Annotated in this window: 17 protein-coding genes and 1 rRNA gene; 1 reads left to right on the top strand and 17 read right to left on the bottom strand. The window is 40.8% G+C overall.

Annotation, left to right across the window (positions count from 1 at the left end):
* Positions 1–92: 92 nt before the first annotated feature.
* The 13 genes from I6E78_RS11710 to I6E78_RS11650 all read right to left on the bottom strand — a co-directional run bounded on the left by I6E78_RS11710 (position 93) and on the right by I6E78_RS11650 (position 12,097).
* The gene (locus I6E78_RS11710) at positions 93–482 is read right to left on the bottom strand and encodes a cation transporter (protein ID WP_197182565.1); all 390 of its coding nucleotides are present in this window, start codon (positions 480–482) and stop codon (positions 93–95) included.
* 206 nt (positions 483–688) lie between these two features.
* A complete protein-coding gene (locus tag I6E78_RS11705) occupies positions 689–1,147 on the bottom strand; it encodes an ATPase (RefSeq protein ID WP_197182564.1) in 459 nt (152 codons plus the stop codon).
* A 59-nt stretch (positions 1,148–1,206) separates the two neighbouring features.
* Complete coding sequence (locus tag I6E78_RS11700; protein ID WP_197182563.1) at positions 1,207–2,535, bottom strand: APC family permease; 1,329 nt, start codon at positions 2,533–2,535, stop codon at positions 1,207–1,209.
* Positions 2,536–2,661: 126 nt separating this feature from the next.
* Positions 2,662–4,404, bottom strand: a complete 1,743-nt coding sequence (locus tag I6E78_RS11695; RefSeq protein ID WP_197182562.1) for a hypothetical protein — start codon at positions 4,402–4,404, stop codon at positions 2,662–2,664.
* Positions 4,405–4,505: 101 nt separating this feature from the next.
* Positions 4,506–5,465 carry a protease modulator HflC gene (hflC, locus tag I6E78_RS11690; RefSeq protein WP_197182561.1) on the bottom strand — a complete coding sequence of 320 codons (960 nt, stop codon included), beginning with the start codon at positions 5,463–5,465 and terminating at the stop codon, positions 4,506–4,508.
* Positions 5,465–6,439 (bottom strand): FtsH protease activity modulator HflK, encoded by a 975-nt coding sequence (hflK, locus tag I6E78_RS11685; protein WP_197182560.1) that lies wholly within the window; start codon positions 6,437–6,439, stop codon positions 5,465–5,467. Before hflK ends, hflC begins: the two co-directional genes overlap by 1 nt.
* Positions 6,440–6,713: 274 nt before the next feature.
* Positions 6,714–7,358 (bottom strand): methyltransferase family protein, encoded by a 645-nt coding sequence (locus tag I6E78_RS11680; RefSeq protein ID WP_197182559.1) that lies wholly within the window; start codon positions 7,356–7,358, stop codon positions 6,714–6,716.
* 1 nt (position 7,359) lies between these two features.
* Positions 7,360–7,620 (bottom strand): DUF5676 family membrane protein, encoded by a 261-nt coding sequence (locus I6E78_RS11675; RefSeq protein WP_197182621.1) that lies wholly within the window; start codon positions 7,618–7,620, stop codon positions 7,360–7,362.
* A gap of 2 nt (positions 7,621–7,622) precedes the next feature.
* On the bottom strand, positions 7,623–7,904 hold the full coding sequence (locus I6E78_RS11670) for a YHS domain-containing protein (RefSeq protein WP_197182558.1): 282 nt from the start codon (positions 7,902–7,904) through the stop codon (positions 7,623–7,625).
* A gap of 84 nt (positions 7,905–7,988) precedes the next feature.
* Positions 7,989–8,342 carry a cupredoxin domain-containing protein gene (locus I6E78_RS11665; RefSeq protein WP_197182557.1) on the bottom strand — a complete coding sequence of 118 codons (354 nt, stop codon included), beginning with the start codon at positions 8,340–8,342 and terminating at the stop codon, positions 7,989–7,991.
* A 12-nt stretch (positions 8,343–8,354) separates the two neighbouring features.
* The gene (locus tag I6E78_RS11660; protein WP_197182556.1) at positions 8,355–10,724 is read right to left on the bottom strand and encodes a heavy metal translocating P-type ATPase; all 2,370 of its coding nucleotides are present in this window, start codon (positions 10,722–10,724) and stop codon (positions 8,355–8,357) included.
* 39 nt (positions 10,725–10,763) lie between these two features.
* On the bottom strand, positions 10,764–11,183 hold the full coding sequence (locus tag I6E78_RS11655) for a MerR family transcriptional regulator (RefSeq protein ID WP_197182555.1): 420 nt from the start codon (positions 11,181–11,183) through the stop codon (positions 10,764–10,766).
* Positions 11,184–11,743: 560 nt separating this feature from the next.
* The gene (locus I6E78_RS11650; RefSeq protein ID WP_197182554.1) at positions 11,744–12,097 is read right to left on the bottom strand and encodes a hypothetical protein; all 354 of its coding nucleotides are present in this window, start codon (positions 12,095–12,097) and stop codon (positions 11,744–11,746) included.
* A gap of 808 nt (positions 12,098–12,905) precedes the next feature.
* Between I6E78_RS11650 and tnpB the strand changes: the two genes are divergently transcribed.
* Positions 12,906–13,085 (top strand): IS66 family insertion sequence element accessory protein TnpB, encoded by a 180-nt coding sequence (gene tnpB / locus I6E78_RS18910; RefSeq protein ID WP_197182553.1) that lies wholly within the window; start codon positions 12,906–12,908, stop codon positions 13,083–13,085.
* Between the two features lie 237 nt (positions 13,086–13,322).
* Here the strand turns inward: tnpB and I6E78_RS11640 are convergent, their stop codons facing one another.
* From I6E78_RS11640 to rrf, 4 genes are all read right to left on the bottom strand, one after another.
* Positions 13,323–13,505: a transposase gene (locus tag I6E78_RS11640; protein WP_197182552.1), complete on the bottom strand. Its 183-nt coding sequence runs from the start codon at positions 13,503–13,505 to the stop codon at positions 13,323–13,325.
* Between the two features lie 75 nt (positions 13,506–13,580).
* Complete coding sequence (locus I6E78_RS11635; protein WP_197182551.1) at positions 13,581–13,823, bottom strand: transposase; 243 nt, start codon at positions 13,821–13,823, stop codon at positions 13,581–13,583.
* Between the two features lie 243 nt (positions 13,824–14,066).
* Entirely contained in the window at positions 14,067–14,381 is a 315-nt protein-coding gene (locus tag I6E78_RS18885; RefSeq protein ID WP_197182550.1) for a helix-turn-helix domain-containing protein, read from the bottom strand.
* Between the two features lie 648 nt (positions 14,382–15,029).
* Positions 15,030–15,127, bottom strand: a 5S ribosomal RNA gene (gene rrf / locus I6E78_RS18905); the annotation flags it as partial.

Here is a 15,127-nt window from a genome sequence, read left to right as displayed (position 1 = left end):
CCTCTTCAAAATATATAACTAAACTTACGAAACCAACTAAAACATCTATTATGCTATATACGTTTTCTATTGGTTCCGATTGATTATACACACTAATTTTTTTTGTCTCGTAATTTTTTACTTTTTGCACTACCCGGTGGCGATGCATGGCAACTCCATGGCTTGTGCTTAGCATTTTCTTTAATATTTTTATCTACGAACTCATAATAACCTTCTTTAAAGTTAGTCCACCAATCATACGAAATATCTGCACCATTTATTTTAATTATATTTTTAATACTCTCTAAGCTGCAATGTGTTGCGTCATAGCTGACGTGTAGAGTTTGCTTCTCATATTCAAATGACACTTCATTAACGCCAAAAGTGGTATCAATATCATGAAGAATCGCATCTACTTTAGTACCATCTACATTAGTGAGTTTTAAATAACGAACCACTAAATTCACCTCTGATACCCCAACTTTATGCTCAAATTTGCTCATACTAATTCTCCATTTTTTGAAAAGTGTAAATTTTTATAATATCTAATACATAATGCTGTTAATTTGTACTTAAAACTGATCAACAGATCTGTATTGTTTTTGATAAACGCAGACCATTAAATGCCATTGATTAGTTGCTATAGTTATCGTCTAATCAATAGCAACAAAGTCCCTTACTCAATGAGCATTATCAGCTACATTGTCAATTACATGTCTGAGAACCGATTAACCGCTTGTACCATTCGTTTAATTTCATTTTCCTCAACATCTTTTATTGTATTGATCAACTCTTTGGCACTGTCTATATTGACGCGAGAATAAAGGTGAGTGTATAACTCAATAACTTGTTCGTGATGGTTTACTGTCTTTTCCATAATGTGCGTCATATCTAATTCTTTAAAGGGTGAGTCGCAATGACCATGCTCAATAATGGGGTGCTTTCCGATATAGTCATAACACCAGGTGTTCAATGCTTTTTTATCAGCAGTATTTACAAACCCTTTCACAATGCGCTCTAAACTCGCTTCGTGACCAGACAAATAGTGAAGAGTCATTTGTGCCCGCTCATCTTTATTTTGTTCAGAACAGTGTTTTAAGCAGTCCTTTAAGTTTGTATGAAATGAAACAGTCCAATTAAGTACGTCTCTAATAGTTTCAACTTGCATAGTGTTATTCCTAAGTTTAATCGTATTTATCTTCGCTAATTATTTGATTAAGGCTCTGATTACTCAGATGTTTCATTTGAGCCTTTACCGTACCATTTAGACAAGTAAAAGCGCTCGTATGAAAATATGCTAACAATAGCAACCGCTGAATACACAACGATGAGCGGATCTGTGTTTATTTTGTACATTGTAAGAGCCGTTAGAATAATCGCATCGAAAGTCAACGCCATCAAAATTATCGGTGACGAAGCACTTATTTCCTTTCGCATATAGCGATAAACACCCCATTGAATGATCATGTCCATTACGATGTATAAAAAAGCGCCAAGAGAAGCAATCCTTCCGATATCAAAAAATACGGCAAGTAACGACGCAATCACCACAGCATATACAAGTGTGTGTTTACGAATAGAGCCTGACATCCCAAAATGGCTGTGTGGGATCATTTTCATATCTGTCATCATGGCCAACATGCGCGATACTGCAAAAACACTCGCCAATACTCCCGACAATGTCGCCACAGCAGCAAGGACAATGGTTAAATAAAATCCAGTGCGACCAAGAGCAGGCTCAGCCGCTTCTGCCAACGAGTAATCTTTTGCTGAGATAATTTCTTCAATGGAAAGACTAGAGCCAACAGCAAATGTGACAAGCACATAAACGACAGCACACAATGCAATAGAAATAATGATAGCCAAACCGATATTTCGATGCGGGTTAGTAATTTCCGCCCCGCTATTTGTAATGGTAGTAAAGCCTTTAAAGGCTAAAATTGTGAGCGCCACTGAAGCGACGAATCCAGTTAGACTAAAGGTAGATATCGAATCAACGTTGGCCGAGAATTGAAACCCACTTGACCATAATGCGGCTATGGCAAACAGGGAAATACCACCAATTTTAATGACTGCCATAATTGCCGACAGAAAGCCAACCGAACGATTTCCAGCCATATTAACAACAAACGCAAAAAGTATGACGCCAACAGATATGATGGGCACTAATAGACCACCGGTGATATCGAAAGGTCGCAACACGTATGAGGCAAATGTTCTTGCAACAAGGCTTTCCGCAATGACCATGGATAGTGCCATCAATAAAGCTGCGCCTGCGGCAATGGCACCAGTGCCATACGACTTTTGCAAAATCATTGCAATGCCACCCGATGATGGCCAAGCATTGGACATTTTTATATAACTGTAAGCGCTGAATCCAGCAATAATAGCACCGACAATAAAAGCGAATGGAAAGAAAGGCCCGGCTAATTCGGCTACTTGACCTGTTAGTGCAAAAATACCGGCACCAATCATAACGCCAGTTCCCATCGCAACTGCACTAGTAAGAGAGATTGACTCTTTGCCCTGTTCGTTGTTTTTATGATTATGATCCATATGTCGAACACCCTATTGGTAATTGAATTAAAATGTTTACTGAATTAGTTTTACAAACCCCATCGACTCAAATTATATAATTAAGGTAATCTTCCGAATGAACATAATGAGCCTTCTATTGGTTATTTATCTGCAGTTACTTACCGCTATTGTACCAAACACCAATTCCTTTAATTGCGTACAATGGGCTTCTGTTGGCGCTGTTTCAGCATCAATTTCATGAGCTGCGTTAAAGTCCAGCCTCCCTTCGCCATCGAATACCAACCAACTACAAGTTTCATTAACAACGATTTCCGGTTGGCCACATGCAAGTCGTAAATACCAGTCGACTAACATGAAACGACGACCGGCAAACTCTGGCGCAGTAGACTTGCCGCGAACGAGTGCAAGGTAGGAATCATGTTCGAGTGACTTTACTGTGTTTTCTTCAATTAAAAACAATCGGGTTTCATGTTGCACAACCGCTTCATGGCAACCGATATTGCTGTGACCAGCAATATCGAAGAATTCATTGTCCGATTCGGACGAGGTTGAACAAATTATTTCACCAGGGTCAATTGGTCCTTCGTAGACCGGTGCAAAACCGCCACCTAGGGTACGGAAATTTGTAGTCTGGCCTTGATACAAGCGTGCAGCGACCCATTGCACCTTGTCGTCATAGATGTAGTTGCGCAAATCGAATTTGAGAACTTGTGCCGGTTCGTGATCCGAAACAACCCGACTACCGGGTACCACCAAAGCTTGTGCTATATAACCACCTGTGAGGATTTCCTTCCAGACACGCTTTGTTAACTTGTCGCCACGGTAGGCAGCGCGACCGCCAAACCCAGCGAAAGGCTTGAAAAAAAGCCCTCGGCGCTTGCGCCAAAGGCGCTCCGCGTTCTCGGCTAGCACAATCTCAGTGTGGGGGATCGCTGCAAGCAAAATATCTTGTGTGGCCTTTGGCACCCCTAATGCCTGTAGCCGTATTGGATCACTAAGCAACACAAGGTTACGCTTGTCCGCAAACAGGGCGTGCGCCTGCGGATTGGGCGTGAGCACTATAGTGTTTTGCAAATAAGCCTCACGCAACGTAGCGCTGGCAGGCTCACTAAGGGTAAAATCTGTCAGTCTGTTGTATACCAAGTCGATATTCATATTGCCGTGTTTAAGCACACCTTTATGCAAAGTGAACTCACATGGGTCTGCAATCACGACCTCTAATCCGTGTCTTTGAAACAGTTGCTGAAACAACAGAAATTCTGGATATAGATACTGTTGTGTCGGGTTCTCATCGACTATGGCTATGCTACGCAACGCTCGTTCATGACCTGATAGAGACCACTCTTGACGGAACATCGCTACAATTTCGTCTTCAAGGACGTTGGACTTGTTTTGCGCTGACACAATTTTTTCTATTGCCGGACAGCATGCCCGGTGCGCCCTTGCCAATACTGCGTTGAGCATGGCTCCACCCGCATTGGTGTTAATCTCGATCAGTCCAAAGCCGCCTTCAGTGACATGAAAGTCGTAACCGAAAAATACGCCCTTAGCGCCACCTGGATTATGGCTCGCAATGTGCGGTGAATCACCTAAAATTTCTTCGCGATAGGCCGGCAATGCCACAACTAACTCGATAGCATGAACGACTTGCTCCATGCGTGCCATATTTGCCTGAGAGACAAATACAGGGCGTGTAGCGAACAAATAAGGGCAACGCTGCTGAATCAAATCAAATAGGCCAGGTTGACCAATTTCAGACTCCAACGCTTGTTTTAGCGCTTTGGTATCAAGGCTAATGCAAAAACATTCACTGTTGAGTATCTCAATCGAATCAGGTCCAGAGGATATGGTAGCCGCAATAGAAAGACCTGGTATTTTATCCGTCATAAAAAATTCCCCTCATTCATATAATGCTCCATTAAAATGCTTCTGTTTTATCCACTTCACTTTCTCTAACAAAGGTTCACAAAATATAATGAGGTAGAGATTCATTTTTCGACAACCGTTTTTCCATCACTTAGGAGTTTGTATAGCGCGCTGTCGGTCGTCAGCACAAGGGTGGTATTTTTATCAATAATAGTTTGGTAAGTTTTTAGGGTTTTTACGAAGTAGTAAAGTGATCGTGATTCTTTGGACTTGTTATATGCTTTAGCATAAATTTCAGTTGCCTTTGCGTCTGCATCACCTTGAATTGTTTGTATTGTTTTATAGGCTACCGACTCTATTTCCCGCAGATCTTTTTCCATATTTCCAATTATTTTATTGGCTTCACCTGCCCCTTCAGAACGAAAACGTTCAGCAATTTGTTGTCGCTCACTGATCATGCGTTGATAGATTTTCTGGCGAACACTTTCGTTATAATTGATCCGTTTAAAACGAATATCCAAAAGCTCAATGCCAAATTCCAAGAGTTTATTAGATGCTGCCGCATAAATATCCTGTTCAACTTGACGGCGACCACGGGTAATTGGAAGCAGTGTGCTAATGTTTGCATTTTCTAATAAAGGATCCACGGCTGGCTTTCGATCCTTAGTAGTACGGATAATTTCTATGAGTTCGTGTTTGGCAACGGCGTTGCGTGTCTCACTGCCAAGAATGTCTTCCAGCCTCGATAGTGCGCTGCGTTCATCTCGAAGTCGTAAAAAATATTTTAATGGATCTTTGATTCTCCATCGCCCGAATGTATCGACAGTAATATAGAGCTTATCTTTAGTCGGCATATCGTTGGCCGCTCCATCCCAAAGTAAGATGCGCTTTTCAATTCGATTGACAGTTTGAATAAACGGTACTTTTAGCTTTAACCCTGAATCTGAAATGACTTCGCCAATAGGCTTGCCAAACTGTGTGATGATGATTTGTTCTGTTTCATCGATCTTATAGAGGGATTGAACCAATAAGATGCTCCCTAGAAATATTGAAACTGCTAAAGTGATCAGTATCTTTTTCATTATTGGTTTCCTTGTTGACGATTTAGATTAAGCAATGGCAGTACGTTTCCAGCTTTCACATCCAGAACGATTTTTTGTTTAACCTGTGGTAGCACTTCCGCCATCGTTTCTAAGTACAAGCGGCGTTCGGTGACTTCGGTGGCCTTGACATATTCGGTGAGCAAAGCATTAAATTTGGATGCATCTCCTTGTGCTTGATTTACTCTTTGAATAGCATAACCTTGTGCGGCTTGGATATTTTGATCCGCTTTACCTCTTGCCCGTGGCACGGCTTTGTTGTATTCCCCATGGGCAACGTTAATCATTCTTTCTCGTTCTTGTTGAGCCTCATTCACTTCATCGAAAGATGATTGAACTGGGTCGGGTGGATTAACATTTTTAAGTTGCACTTGGTCAATGCGTAATCCCATTTCATATAAATTAACGACCTCCTGCATTTGAATTTGCGCATTAGTTTCTATTTCTTGGCGTCCAACGGTTAGTACTTCGTCCACTGTGCGATCCCCGACAACTTCGCGCATAACTGACTCCGAAATATCCCGTAGTGCTTCACCTGGGTCTCGCACTTTAAACAAAAAGTCGAAGGCGTTCTCAATTCGAAACTGAATCACCCACTCCACTTGCGCAGTATTCAAATCGCCTGTGACAATCGTAGTTTCTAAATTCCATTGTTGCTTTGATGCCACTTGGCTCTTAAAGGTAGCTCCCGGCGTTCCAAAACCAAACTCTTCTTTCAGCTGACGCTTGATAGGTACTTGTATTACTGTGTCTACACCAAACGGAATTTTCCAATGAAGTCCTGGGTCAACGATCCTGTGGTAGTGACCAAAGCGCTGCAACACACCAACTGATTCGGCAGACACTGTGTAGTAACTGCTGTACCCCATATAAAGTAGTATCGCGGTGATAATGCTCAAAGTGATAGTTTTAGGTGAAACTTTTATATCCGGCAGTTTTTGTAGTTCTTGTGCCATGGAAATCTCCTAATAAATTATTTAAGTACCTATTTCAGCGACTTTGCTATTACTATGTCGATGCGCTGGCACAACTAAATTGATGGGCGCAAGTCTCTTTCAAGGACGCGCCTGTCAAATCGAATTTTTAGCCATTGCTAGAGTAAAAACCAACGATGACTTTAGATCGGTTGAATTGTTAAACTACAAAGAAGCAGCATTACTCCTTTATAAAATGTGTACATCGATAGTGACTGAGGCTAGTGACATGGCGCTTCAATCTCCACTTTCGTATTTATTTCGATTGAGCGATAAAAGACTTCCATTGCGATACGCGAGGAATAAACATTGGTACTCGTTTTTGATATTCGATATATTCCTCACCAAATTCTTTTATTACCGCTAATTCTTCCCGTTTGGATAGTCGGTAATAGATAAAGATGATAATCGGTAGCAATCCAACAGAGAAAAGTGTTGGCCAATGCACGACGCCTTCACCAAACAATGCAATAAATAACCCCGTGTATTGTGGATGCCGTGCCAGGGCATAAAGTCCATCAGTCACTAATTTATTTTCGTGTCTGGCTCGGTGTACTTGACGCCAACCTTGAAAAAAGATACCGATGCCAATGAAAAGCAAGATGTAGCCCAAAATCATTGAGATCATCATCCCTGTTTCGTCCATCCCCATCAAAGAAGACCACAGATTGGCACTGAGTCCGGTTCGGTCGAGACCACCAAAACGCGCAAGTAAATAAATAGTTAATGGGAATCCATACATTTCCGCATATAATGCAATAATAAAAGCTTGTACCACCCCAGCCCCAGCCCATTCATGCCAAGATGAAGGGGCCAAATATTTATACATATACCATGAGACAAGCACAATCATGATCGCCGCTAGTACCCATATCCCTGAATGTGCTATTGGTTCGCTCATATTATTTCGCCTTGCTTCCAAAGAAGTTATATAGAGGCACCCAGATAAGCGTGATAAACCAGCCATACATATAACTCTCAACAAGCCCTAAAAAGAAACTCTGCCAGCTTATCCATTCAAAACCAGGCAACAGTTTTAACCACACTTCATACATCGCGTGTTGCGGAAATAACAGATCAAACACCACACAAAGCGTAAAACTAATGCTGATGAATAGACTGCTTGCGTGGCCAAAGGCCATTAAAGATATTTTGTGGTTCACGTTCAGGCTCCTTTGTCGCTTGTTTGGGTTAAATATTTATCAGGATTTTGGTCAAATTCATCAAGACAGCTTTTAGAGCAAAACCGGTAAAGAGTGCCCTCATGCAACTTTCCATAACCTTTATCAAGTTCAACTATTTTGTTGCAAACTGGATCGACATTTGACTCTGTCTTATCTGTTGTTGCGTTTTTGTGATGACCATGAGCCATATGCGATCCGCAGCCAAACCGCATCATCAAGTAAAAAAAGCCTGCAAATAATAAAAATGAAATTACCCCATCCATAATTTATCCCCTTTGTTAATGTTGAGCGTTTTTGCTCTTTTTTTACGAGTGAAAATATAAGTAAGTGCATAAACGTCACTCGACTTATTCAATAATTAACTCACCTACATACATCTTCATTTGACAGTGAAATGCGTATCGTCCGGGTTTGGAAGCAGGGATCGTTACATTCACTCTTTTATTCAAACCCAAGGTCGCATTAATGTCTAAATCTGGAATTTGTAAAGTTTCAGAACACGGTGATGCATCAGTTCTTATAAAAGTGATTGTCGATTCTTCGTTAGCCGGTACTTTTATATTTGATGGTTGATAAACACCTTCCTTCACTAACACCTCTATTGCACCATCTTGCATACCAACACCAGACGATTTGTACATCCAAAACCACCATACAATAAGTGCTATAAGTGCTACCCCTACTAAGTTTATCCACAGCATAATTTGATACTCCTAATGGTCTTTCGCTTTAAAGAAGCGAAGACGATTTGCGTTAGTCACCACGGTTAGTGAAGAAAAAGCCATTGCAGCCCCTGCAATAACTGGATTTAATAACAAACCAAAGAATGGATATAACACACCAGCTGCTATGGGCACGCCCGCAACGTTATATATAAATGCGCCAAACAGATTCTGTTTAATGTTCGTTAAGGTTGCCTTGCTCACAGCAATAGCATCGGCTAAGCCATGTAACGAACCTCGCATAAGCGTGATATCAGCACTCTCAATTGCGACATCTGTGCCAGTTCCAATTGCAAAGCCTACATTGGCAAGCGCCAGTGCAGGTGCATCGTTAATACCATCACCGGTCATGCCGACTATTTCGCCCTCTTCTTGCAATTGAGCGACTTTGTTGGCTTTATCCTCGGGCATTACCTCAGCAAAATATTCACTGATACCTACTTGGGCTGCTATAGCCTTCGCGGTTAATCGGTTATCACCCGTCAGCATCACAATACGAATACCGTTTCTTTGAAGCCTAGCGATAGCTTCAATAGAATCTGCTTTTATAGGATCTGCCACTGCTATAATTGCGGCCAGCTCATTATTAACCGCAAAATACATAGGTGTTTTTGCCTCTTCGGCGAGCGCTTGCGCTTTATCTACGAACGTATCTATACTGATACCTCGCTCTTTCATTAGCTTTTCATTACCGAACAAGAGTTTATTTTCATCAAGTGAAGCCTCTACACCTTTTCCGACTATTGATGAGAATCCCTTTACTTTTTTAGGCTCAATACCCTGTTCATTAGCACTTTCGACAATTGCCATTGCCAGCGGATGTTCTGAGCCAGCCTCAATACTCGCTGCAAGCATTAGTATATGGTCTCGGGCCTGACCATCAGCCAACAGTACGTCGGTGACCTTGGGTGCACCCTCAGTAATAGTGCCGGTTTTATCTAGGATCATGGTGGTTATTTTTGACGCCGTTTGCAGCGCTTCACCGTTACGAATCAATACACCAGCTTCTGCTGCTTTGCCTACACCCACCATTACCGACATAGGTGTTGCTAAACCCAACGCGCAAGGGCATGCAATAATTAATACCGTAGTTGCCGAAACAATCGCGAATACCAAGGCTGGCGACGGTCCAAAGTTCAACCATGCCAGCGCACTTAAGACAGCAATAATCATGATTACCGGTACAAAATAAGCTGAAATAGCATCTGCTAAACGCCCTATCGGTGGTTTAGAGTTTTGCGCTCTTTTCACCATATTGATGATCTGTGCTAGAGCAGTATTTTTACCAACACGCGTTGCTTTAAACACTATTGAACCAGACTTATTGATGGTTCCTGCGACCACCTTGTCACCATCGCTTTTTTCAACCGGCATGGGTTCGCCCGTTAACATCGATTCATCCACAGCGGTATGACCTTCTTCTACAATGCCATCGACTGATATTTTTTCGCCTGGCCGTACTCTTATTAGATCATTAAGCAAGACATTTTCTATAGGAATATCGATGTCTTTATTATCTCGAATTACTCTCGCTGTTTTGGCTTGCAAGCCAATTAATCTTTTAATCGCGTCAGAGGTTTTTCCACGCGCTTTGACCTCTAGCGCTAAACCAAGATTGATTAGGCCAATAATCATAGCCGTTGCTTCAAAATAGACATGGCGTGCCATTTGCGGGAGTAATTCAGGAACCGAGACCACTACCATTGAATATATCCAAGCGGTGCCGGTGCCTAATGCAATAAGGGTATCCATATTCGCTGAATGGTTTTTTAGCGAGTTCCACGCACCAACATAAAAATGCTTACCTGAGAAGTACATAACGCCAAGGGTTGCGAGGCCGACAGTGAACCATACGAGTCTCTCGCTTGTGGTATTAACGGTCATTTCGCCAATCATTAGGCCATAGACCATTAAGGGTACGCCCAGTGTTAAGGCAATGACCGTGTCTCGCATTAGCTTTTTATAATATTGCCAATCGGCCTTTTCTTTCTCGTCTAACGCTTCTTCATCTGACTCACTAGCGTCAATTTTTGCGTTGTACCCAGCAATTTCAATGGCGCTTATCAAACTGGCATCATTTACATTTCCAGTAACCATAACGCTGCGCTGCGCAAAATTCATTTCAGCAGTTTGTACACCATCAACACCGCGCAATGCTTTTTCAATTTTACTTACGCAGCTAGCACAACTTGCACCTTCAACAATTAGATGGTGTACCTCTTGTGTCAGCACATCATTTCCAGCGATTGCTCTTTCCGACTCTTTTTTGATATCTTTAATTTCACTATTGCTGGCCGCTACACTTTTATTTCGACAGCAAGAGTGTTTACTTGCCTTGCTGTCATTGTTTGTATCACTCATAAAACCCTCTTTTTTCGAAAGTTAAGTACTCTGCTATTTCTATTTCCCACTTTCAGGTAACTGATAATTATCAATTAAATGACAAATAATATTATTACTGGGCGCCTTATCAGGCCTGTTCTTCCATGTCACCATAGCCGCACGCATTCTATTTCTCAACTTTGTCATTTCTATAAACCTTTGCTCAGTTTCGTGTAGTCTTTTTTCAATTAATACTCTTACTGTTGGACAAGGTGCTTTACCCACGTCAGACTCTGATAATATTTGTTTTATATCTTCAATCGAGAAACCTAAATCACGTGCACTCAATATGAACTTGAAGCGATTTTGATCAGTTATAGTATAAAATTTATAGCCATTTTCTACTGATTTTAATGGGCGCAACAAACCTATCCGTGTGTAATATCGAATTGTGTCTTTATTAACGCCAAATGTTTTTGCTAACTCACTCACCTTCATGTCTACCCTTTTTATCTTTAGTTAATCGCCGTATTTATGATTTATTACCAAAGAATAAACCTATGAGTGGCTCACAGATCAATGGCTTTTTTAACTATTTACTGGTATTGATCAAATAACAACAGCTATTAACAATGTTAAAAGAATGATTGAATCGAATAGCTTTATACAATTTTAATAAGTCTTATTTGCCCACTTTACTAACAAGCAAGGTATTAATATTATTTATACAAGAGCAGCAATTCTTTAGAAGGTAAGTTTATGGCTTCAAGAGTGTTGTATTATCTCAAATGTGAACAAGAAAACAGGAGGCTAATATGAATGCACGCCTAATTGTGTGAGCCTTACTAAACACTACTGCCCAAATACTTAAGCAGTATCTGCTTTCTATACACTGAAGCAGTCGAGCCACAATAAAAAGCATCCCAAAGAATAGCTACTAAGGGTTTATCGTTGCTACCACGCTTCTAATAGTTTGCTCCACTGGTTAAATAACTATCAAGCCGATACGGCTCTTTTGATTGTTTTAATTCACTTTATCACTATTGTAAGTTAGCTCATTATTTGGGTGTAAATTCAATGATATCACTGGGCTGTATTTTGCCACTTAAGATAGTCGCGTTAGCGAAATGTTTGTCTTTTGTATTACCTAAACGCACTTTCCCTATGTACTCTCTAGCGTAACCTGATTCACCTTCTACCGTTACAGTCTCGTCGTAAACAACACGATAAACGCTAAAAACAGTATTTTTTTGCAAATTAGTTGTATCGGCTACGCACACAACCAATTCACTTCCTTTTGTTGATACAACCTGACCACTCATAATATAATTGTGATAGAGTTGACTTGCACAACCGGCTAAAAAGAACAAAGAAAGCGTTAAAACTGCCAGTACTCTAGTAATATTCTTCATAAGTCATTCCTATTGATGTTGACGAAAATATTTTGCATGCACGTTGTAAACCGATCACAACACTAACGACAGCTTACTTAAATTGCATACAACTTATATGATCTACATCAATGGAAATGCTGATAACTTTATATGAGGTAAAAGTTTAATATCTCATCAACTTGCTAAGTGGGTAGATAATTACCCGTAATGACCGCTGATTTACCTGCTCATTTAATATTCCACCCTACAGAACTTAAATCGACAGCGTTACGAATATAAGCTTGAATACTGAAGTAAACTAGTAAACCATCCCACCTTCGAGCCCTAAACTGTATGAAAATAGGATAAATTGTACAAGATCATACATTATGAATTCAGAAGTAAGTAGATCTGTCACTAGGCTAATCATGGCTTAGAGTACCTCTACACCATATAAACTCGTAAACGGCTGACAAACCACAACTAGCAACAGCTATTTTTGTATTTGAAAATACCTCCAATCATTTGTTGGAGGTTATTATGAGCTCACTCATCTCTGAGCGCTAGCAAGATATGCTTGCCCTTCCTCCTTCACTTTCTGATACTAAGGAGCATTTTTGTCAGCATCATCAAGTGTCTATCAATTCGTTTTATAAATATAAAAAGAGACAACAGAGCCTTACACCAGATCCCTCAACCCGATTTGTGCAGTTTCGGAAGCACAGGTCACGCAAGTAAACGCCATTCTATAGCCGTCGATTTACTTTTATACCCATAATGACCAACTGACACTACCGGCCACACTCAGCTATGATGTGATTATTAATATCATTAAAGGCTTATCAGCATGACGATGTTCATTGACCCACTTGATGTGTATTTATGTGCAAGCCATGTGGATTTTCGAAAGTCTATTAATAGGCTAGCAGCTTTGGTAGAGGGTGAGTTATCTGAACTGTCAGGTGCGTTATTCGTATTCTGTAATAAAAAACGCGACAAGTTAAAGCTCCGCTTGCTCTTCTTTTAATCTATCAGCTGGCTTTATTTTGATTAGCATCGTATTTAACCAGTCTATGACTTCAACATTGGCTGTCTCAACATCCAAAGTAAGTTCAAGAGCCGATAGTTTAGTCGCCTATGATTGATAAAAATTATCGCGCACATAGCGCACCATTCGCTCTGCTTTGCTTTTTTTTGTGGGCGGTAGGGTTTACATAGCTTTGGAATGAACCCCATTTCTTTACTAAATTGATAAAAGTGCTTATTAAAGCGATGCCTCACCGTAAGAATCACGCTCTATCACTACAGTTTTCATGTTGTCATACCATACTTGCTGTGGAATACCTTGGAAATACTCAAATACTTGGCGGTGATATACTTTCAGTGTCTCATAGCGCATGTTATCAGTAATAGCGACAAACAATGCACGGCTATAGCCTAATAGCATTTATTAAGTGATCAGGTTTATCCATGCTCTAGATCACATACGTTTCACACTAGCAACATCTGAGCGAAACATATTTCACGCTCTACTTACTTGCTCTACAATATCGTCATAATTTGAAAAAGTCCGATTTGATAGCGCTCTGTTTCGCATCCATACCCATATTTGTTCAACTGGATTAAGCTCTGGTGAATAAGGAGGCAATGGTATCATCGACACATTTTTAATGCCTTCATGAACATTGCCCATATGCCAGCTTGCGCGATCAACAATAACCACTGCGTACCGTCCACATGGCGTCGCATCTGAAATTAGTTGCAAGTGCTGTCACATTATATCCTTACTCAAGTAAGGAGCTATAATTGCCTCTGTTTGTCCTGTTACAGGACATACTGCGCCAAAATTATGGGTGGATAGAAATTGTTGCTGCCAACAACACGTGGCCTAGAGCCTTTCTTAGCCCAAATCTTTGAGGTGGTATTTTGTTGCCCAAATCGCGCTTCATCTTGAAACCACACATCCACTCTATCAAGTGCTACGTGGCCTGGAATTGTGATGATCGTATTATAATAGAATTTTTTTAAAGTGTTCTTGTGCTTCAATTGACCGTTTTGGGTGTTTAGAGCGCGACGTTATCCATGAAAGATTCAGCTCATGCATCAAAAGGTAAACATTGTTGAGTGTGTATTGGATACTAAATGTATCGCGAATGTATTCACGAATATCTTCGCCTATTAATCTACCGCCATCGGCCTTCACTGCATGCGAACAGATATAGTCTTTAAGCTGCTGTTTTTGCTTTTCAGTGAGGCTGTATAGACGGCCAGATTGCTTTTTAATGTCAAGTGCTTCAAGGCCATCAGATAAGTATGCAGTCACCCATTTATTAACGAGTCGACGACTAACAGCGGCTTTTTTGGCGACAATAGTTCTATTTTTTATTTCGAGGAATAGTCGAATAACTTAATAGCGTGTTTTTAATCGCGCGTCTCTGGTATATGGGAAGTCAGTAATAGTAGACAAGTAAAACTAAATAGAATAACTGATTATCTCGTATTACAGCATAAAAATCGCATAATTAAAATAGATCATAAATTTAATGTGATTAGTATCACAGTGCAAATGCACCACACTCTTTGGTCAGTGGTGATATTTTTATGATTTTAGTATCGGGTGTCGCGTTGCTCGCCCGACCTACGTGGGAGACTTGAGTGTATATTGAGTGTGTATTATTCACCCATCTTCACTTTTCTGCAGACGTAAAAAAGCCCGAATCGTTAGATTCGGGCTTTTTACAATTTGGAGCCTGGTAATGTCGTTGTGTCCACAGCGGTAGAGAGTCACGTAGCAAATGCGACACACCCATTGGCTAGTGGTTATATTTTTATGATTTGAGTGTCGGGTGTCGCGTTGCTTGCCCAACCTGCGTGTTAGGAGGAACTGAGTGTACATTAATTGCACTACCCTCACTTTTCTGCAGACGTAAAAAAGCCCGAATCGTTAGATTCGGGCTTTCTACAATTTGGAGCCTGGCAATGTCCTACTTTCACATAGCAAATGCTACACTATCATCGGCGCTGTTTCGTTTCACTACTGAGTTCGGCATGGGGTCAGGTGGGTCCAAA

It is taken from the genome of Pseudoalteromonas sp. NZS127 (genome assembly GCF_015864805.1).
GTDB lineage: Bacteria > Pseudomonadota > Gammaproteobacteria > Enterobacterales > Alteromonadaceae > Pseudoalteromonas > Pseudoalteromonas nigrifaciens.
This window is presented reverse-complemented; position numbering and strand designations above follow the sequence as displayed.

Bases quoted from the DNA above. Each gene is read 5' to 3' on its own strand.
- hflC (WP_197182561.1), bottom strand. From the start codon at position 5,465: ATGAAAAAGATACTGATCACTTTAGCAGTTTCAATATTTCTAGGGAGC.
- I6E78_RS11660 (WP_197182556.1), bottom strand. From the start codon at position 10,724: ATGAGTGATACAAACAATGACAGCAAGGCAAGTAAACACTCTTGCTGT.
- I6E78_RS11680 (WP_197182559.1), bottom strand. From the start codon at position 7,358: ATGAGCGAACCAATAGCACATTCAGGGATATGGGTACTAGCGGCGATC.
- tnpB (WP_197182553.1), top strand. From the start codon at position 12,906: ATGACGATGTTCATTGACCCACTTGATGTGTATTTATGTGCAAGCCAT.
- I6E78_RS11695 (WP_197182562.1), bottom strand. From the start codon at position 4,404: ATGACGGATAAAATACCAGGTCTTTCTATTGCGGCTACCATATCCTCT.
- I6E78_RS11640 (WP_197182552.1), bottom strand. From the start codon at position 13,505: ATGCTATTAGGCTATAGCCGTGCATTGTTTGTCGCTATTACTGATAAC.
- I6E78_RS11665 (WP_197182557.1), bottom strand. From the start codon at position 8,342: ATGCTGTGGATAAACTTAGTAGGGGTAGCACTTATAGCACTTATTGTA.
- hflK (WP_197182560.1), bottom strand. From the start codon at position 6,439: ATGGCACAAGAACTACAAAAACTGCCGGATATAAAAGTTTCACCTAAA.
- I6E78_RS11710 (WP_197182565.1), bottom strand. From the start codon at position 482: ATGAGCAAATTTGAGCATAAAGTTGGGGTATCAGAGGTGAATTTAGTG.
- I6E78_RS11650 (WP_197182554.1), bottom strand. From the start codon at position 12,097: ATGAAGAATATTACTAGAGTACTGGCAGTTTTAACGCTTTCTTTGTTC.
- I6E78_RS11705 (WP_197182564.1), bottom strand. From the start codon at position 1,147: ATGCAAGTTGAAACTATTAGAGACGTACTTAATTGGACTGTTTCATTT.
- I6E78_RS11655 (WP_197182555.1), bottom strand. From the start codon at position 11,183: ATGAAGGTGAGTGAGTTAGCAAAAACATTTGGCGTTAATAAAGACACA.
- I6E78_RS11700 (WP_197182563.1), bottom strand. From the start codon at position 2,535: ATGGATCATAATCATAAAAACAACGAACAGGGCAAAGAGTCAATCTCT.
- I6E78_RS11670 (WP_197182558.1), bottom strand. From the start codon at position 7,904: ATGGATGGGGTAATTTCATTTTTATTATTTGCAGGCTTTTTTTACTTG.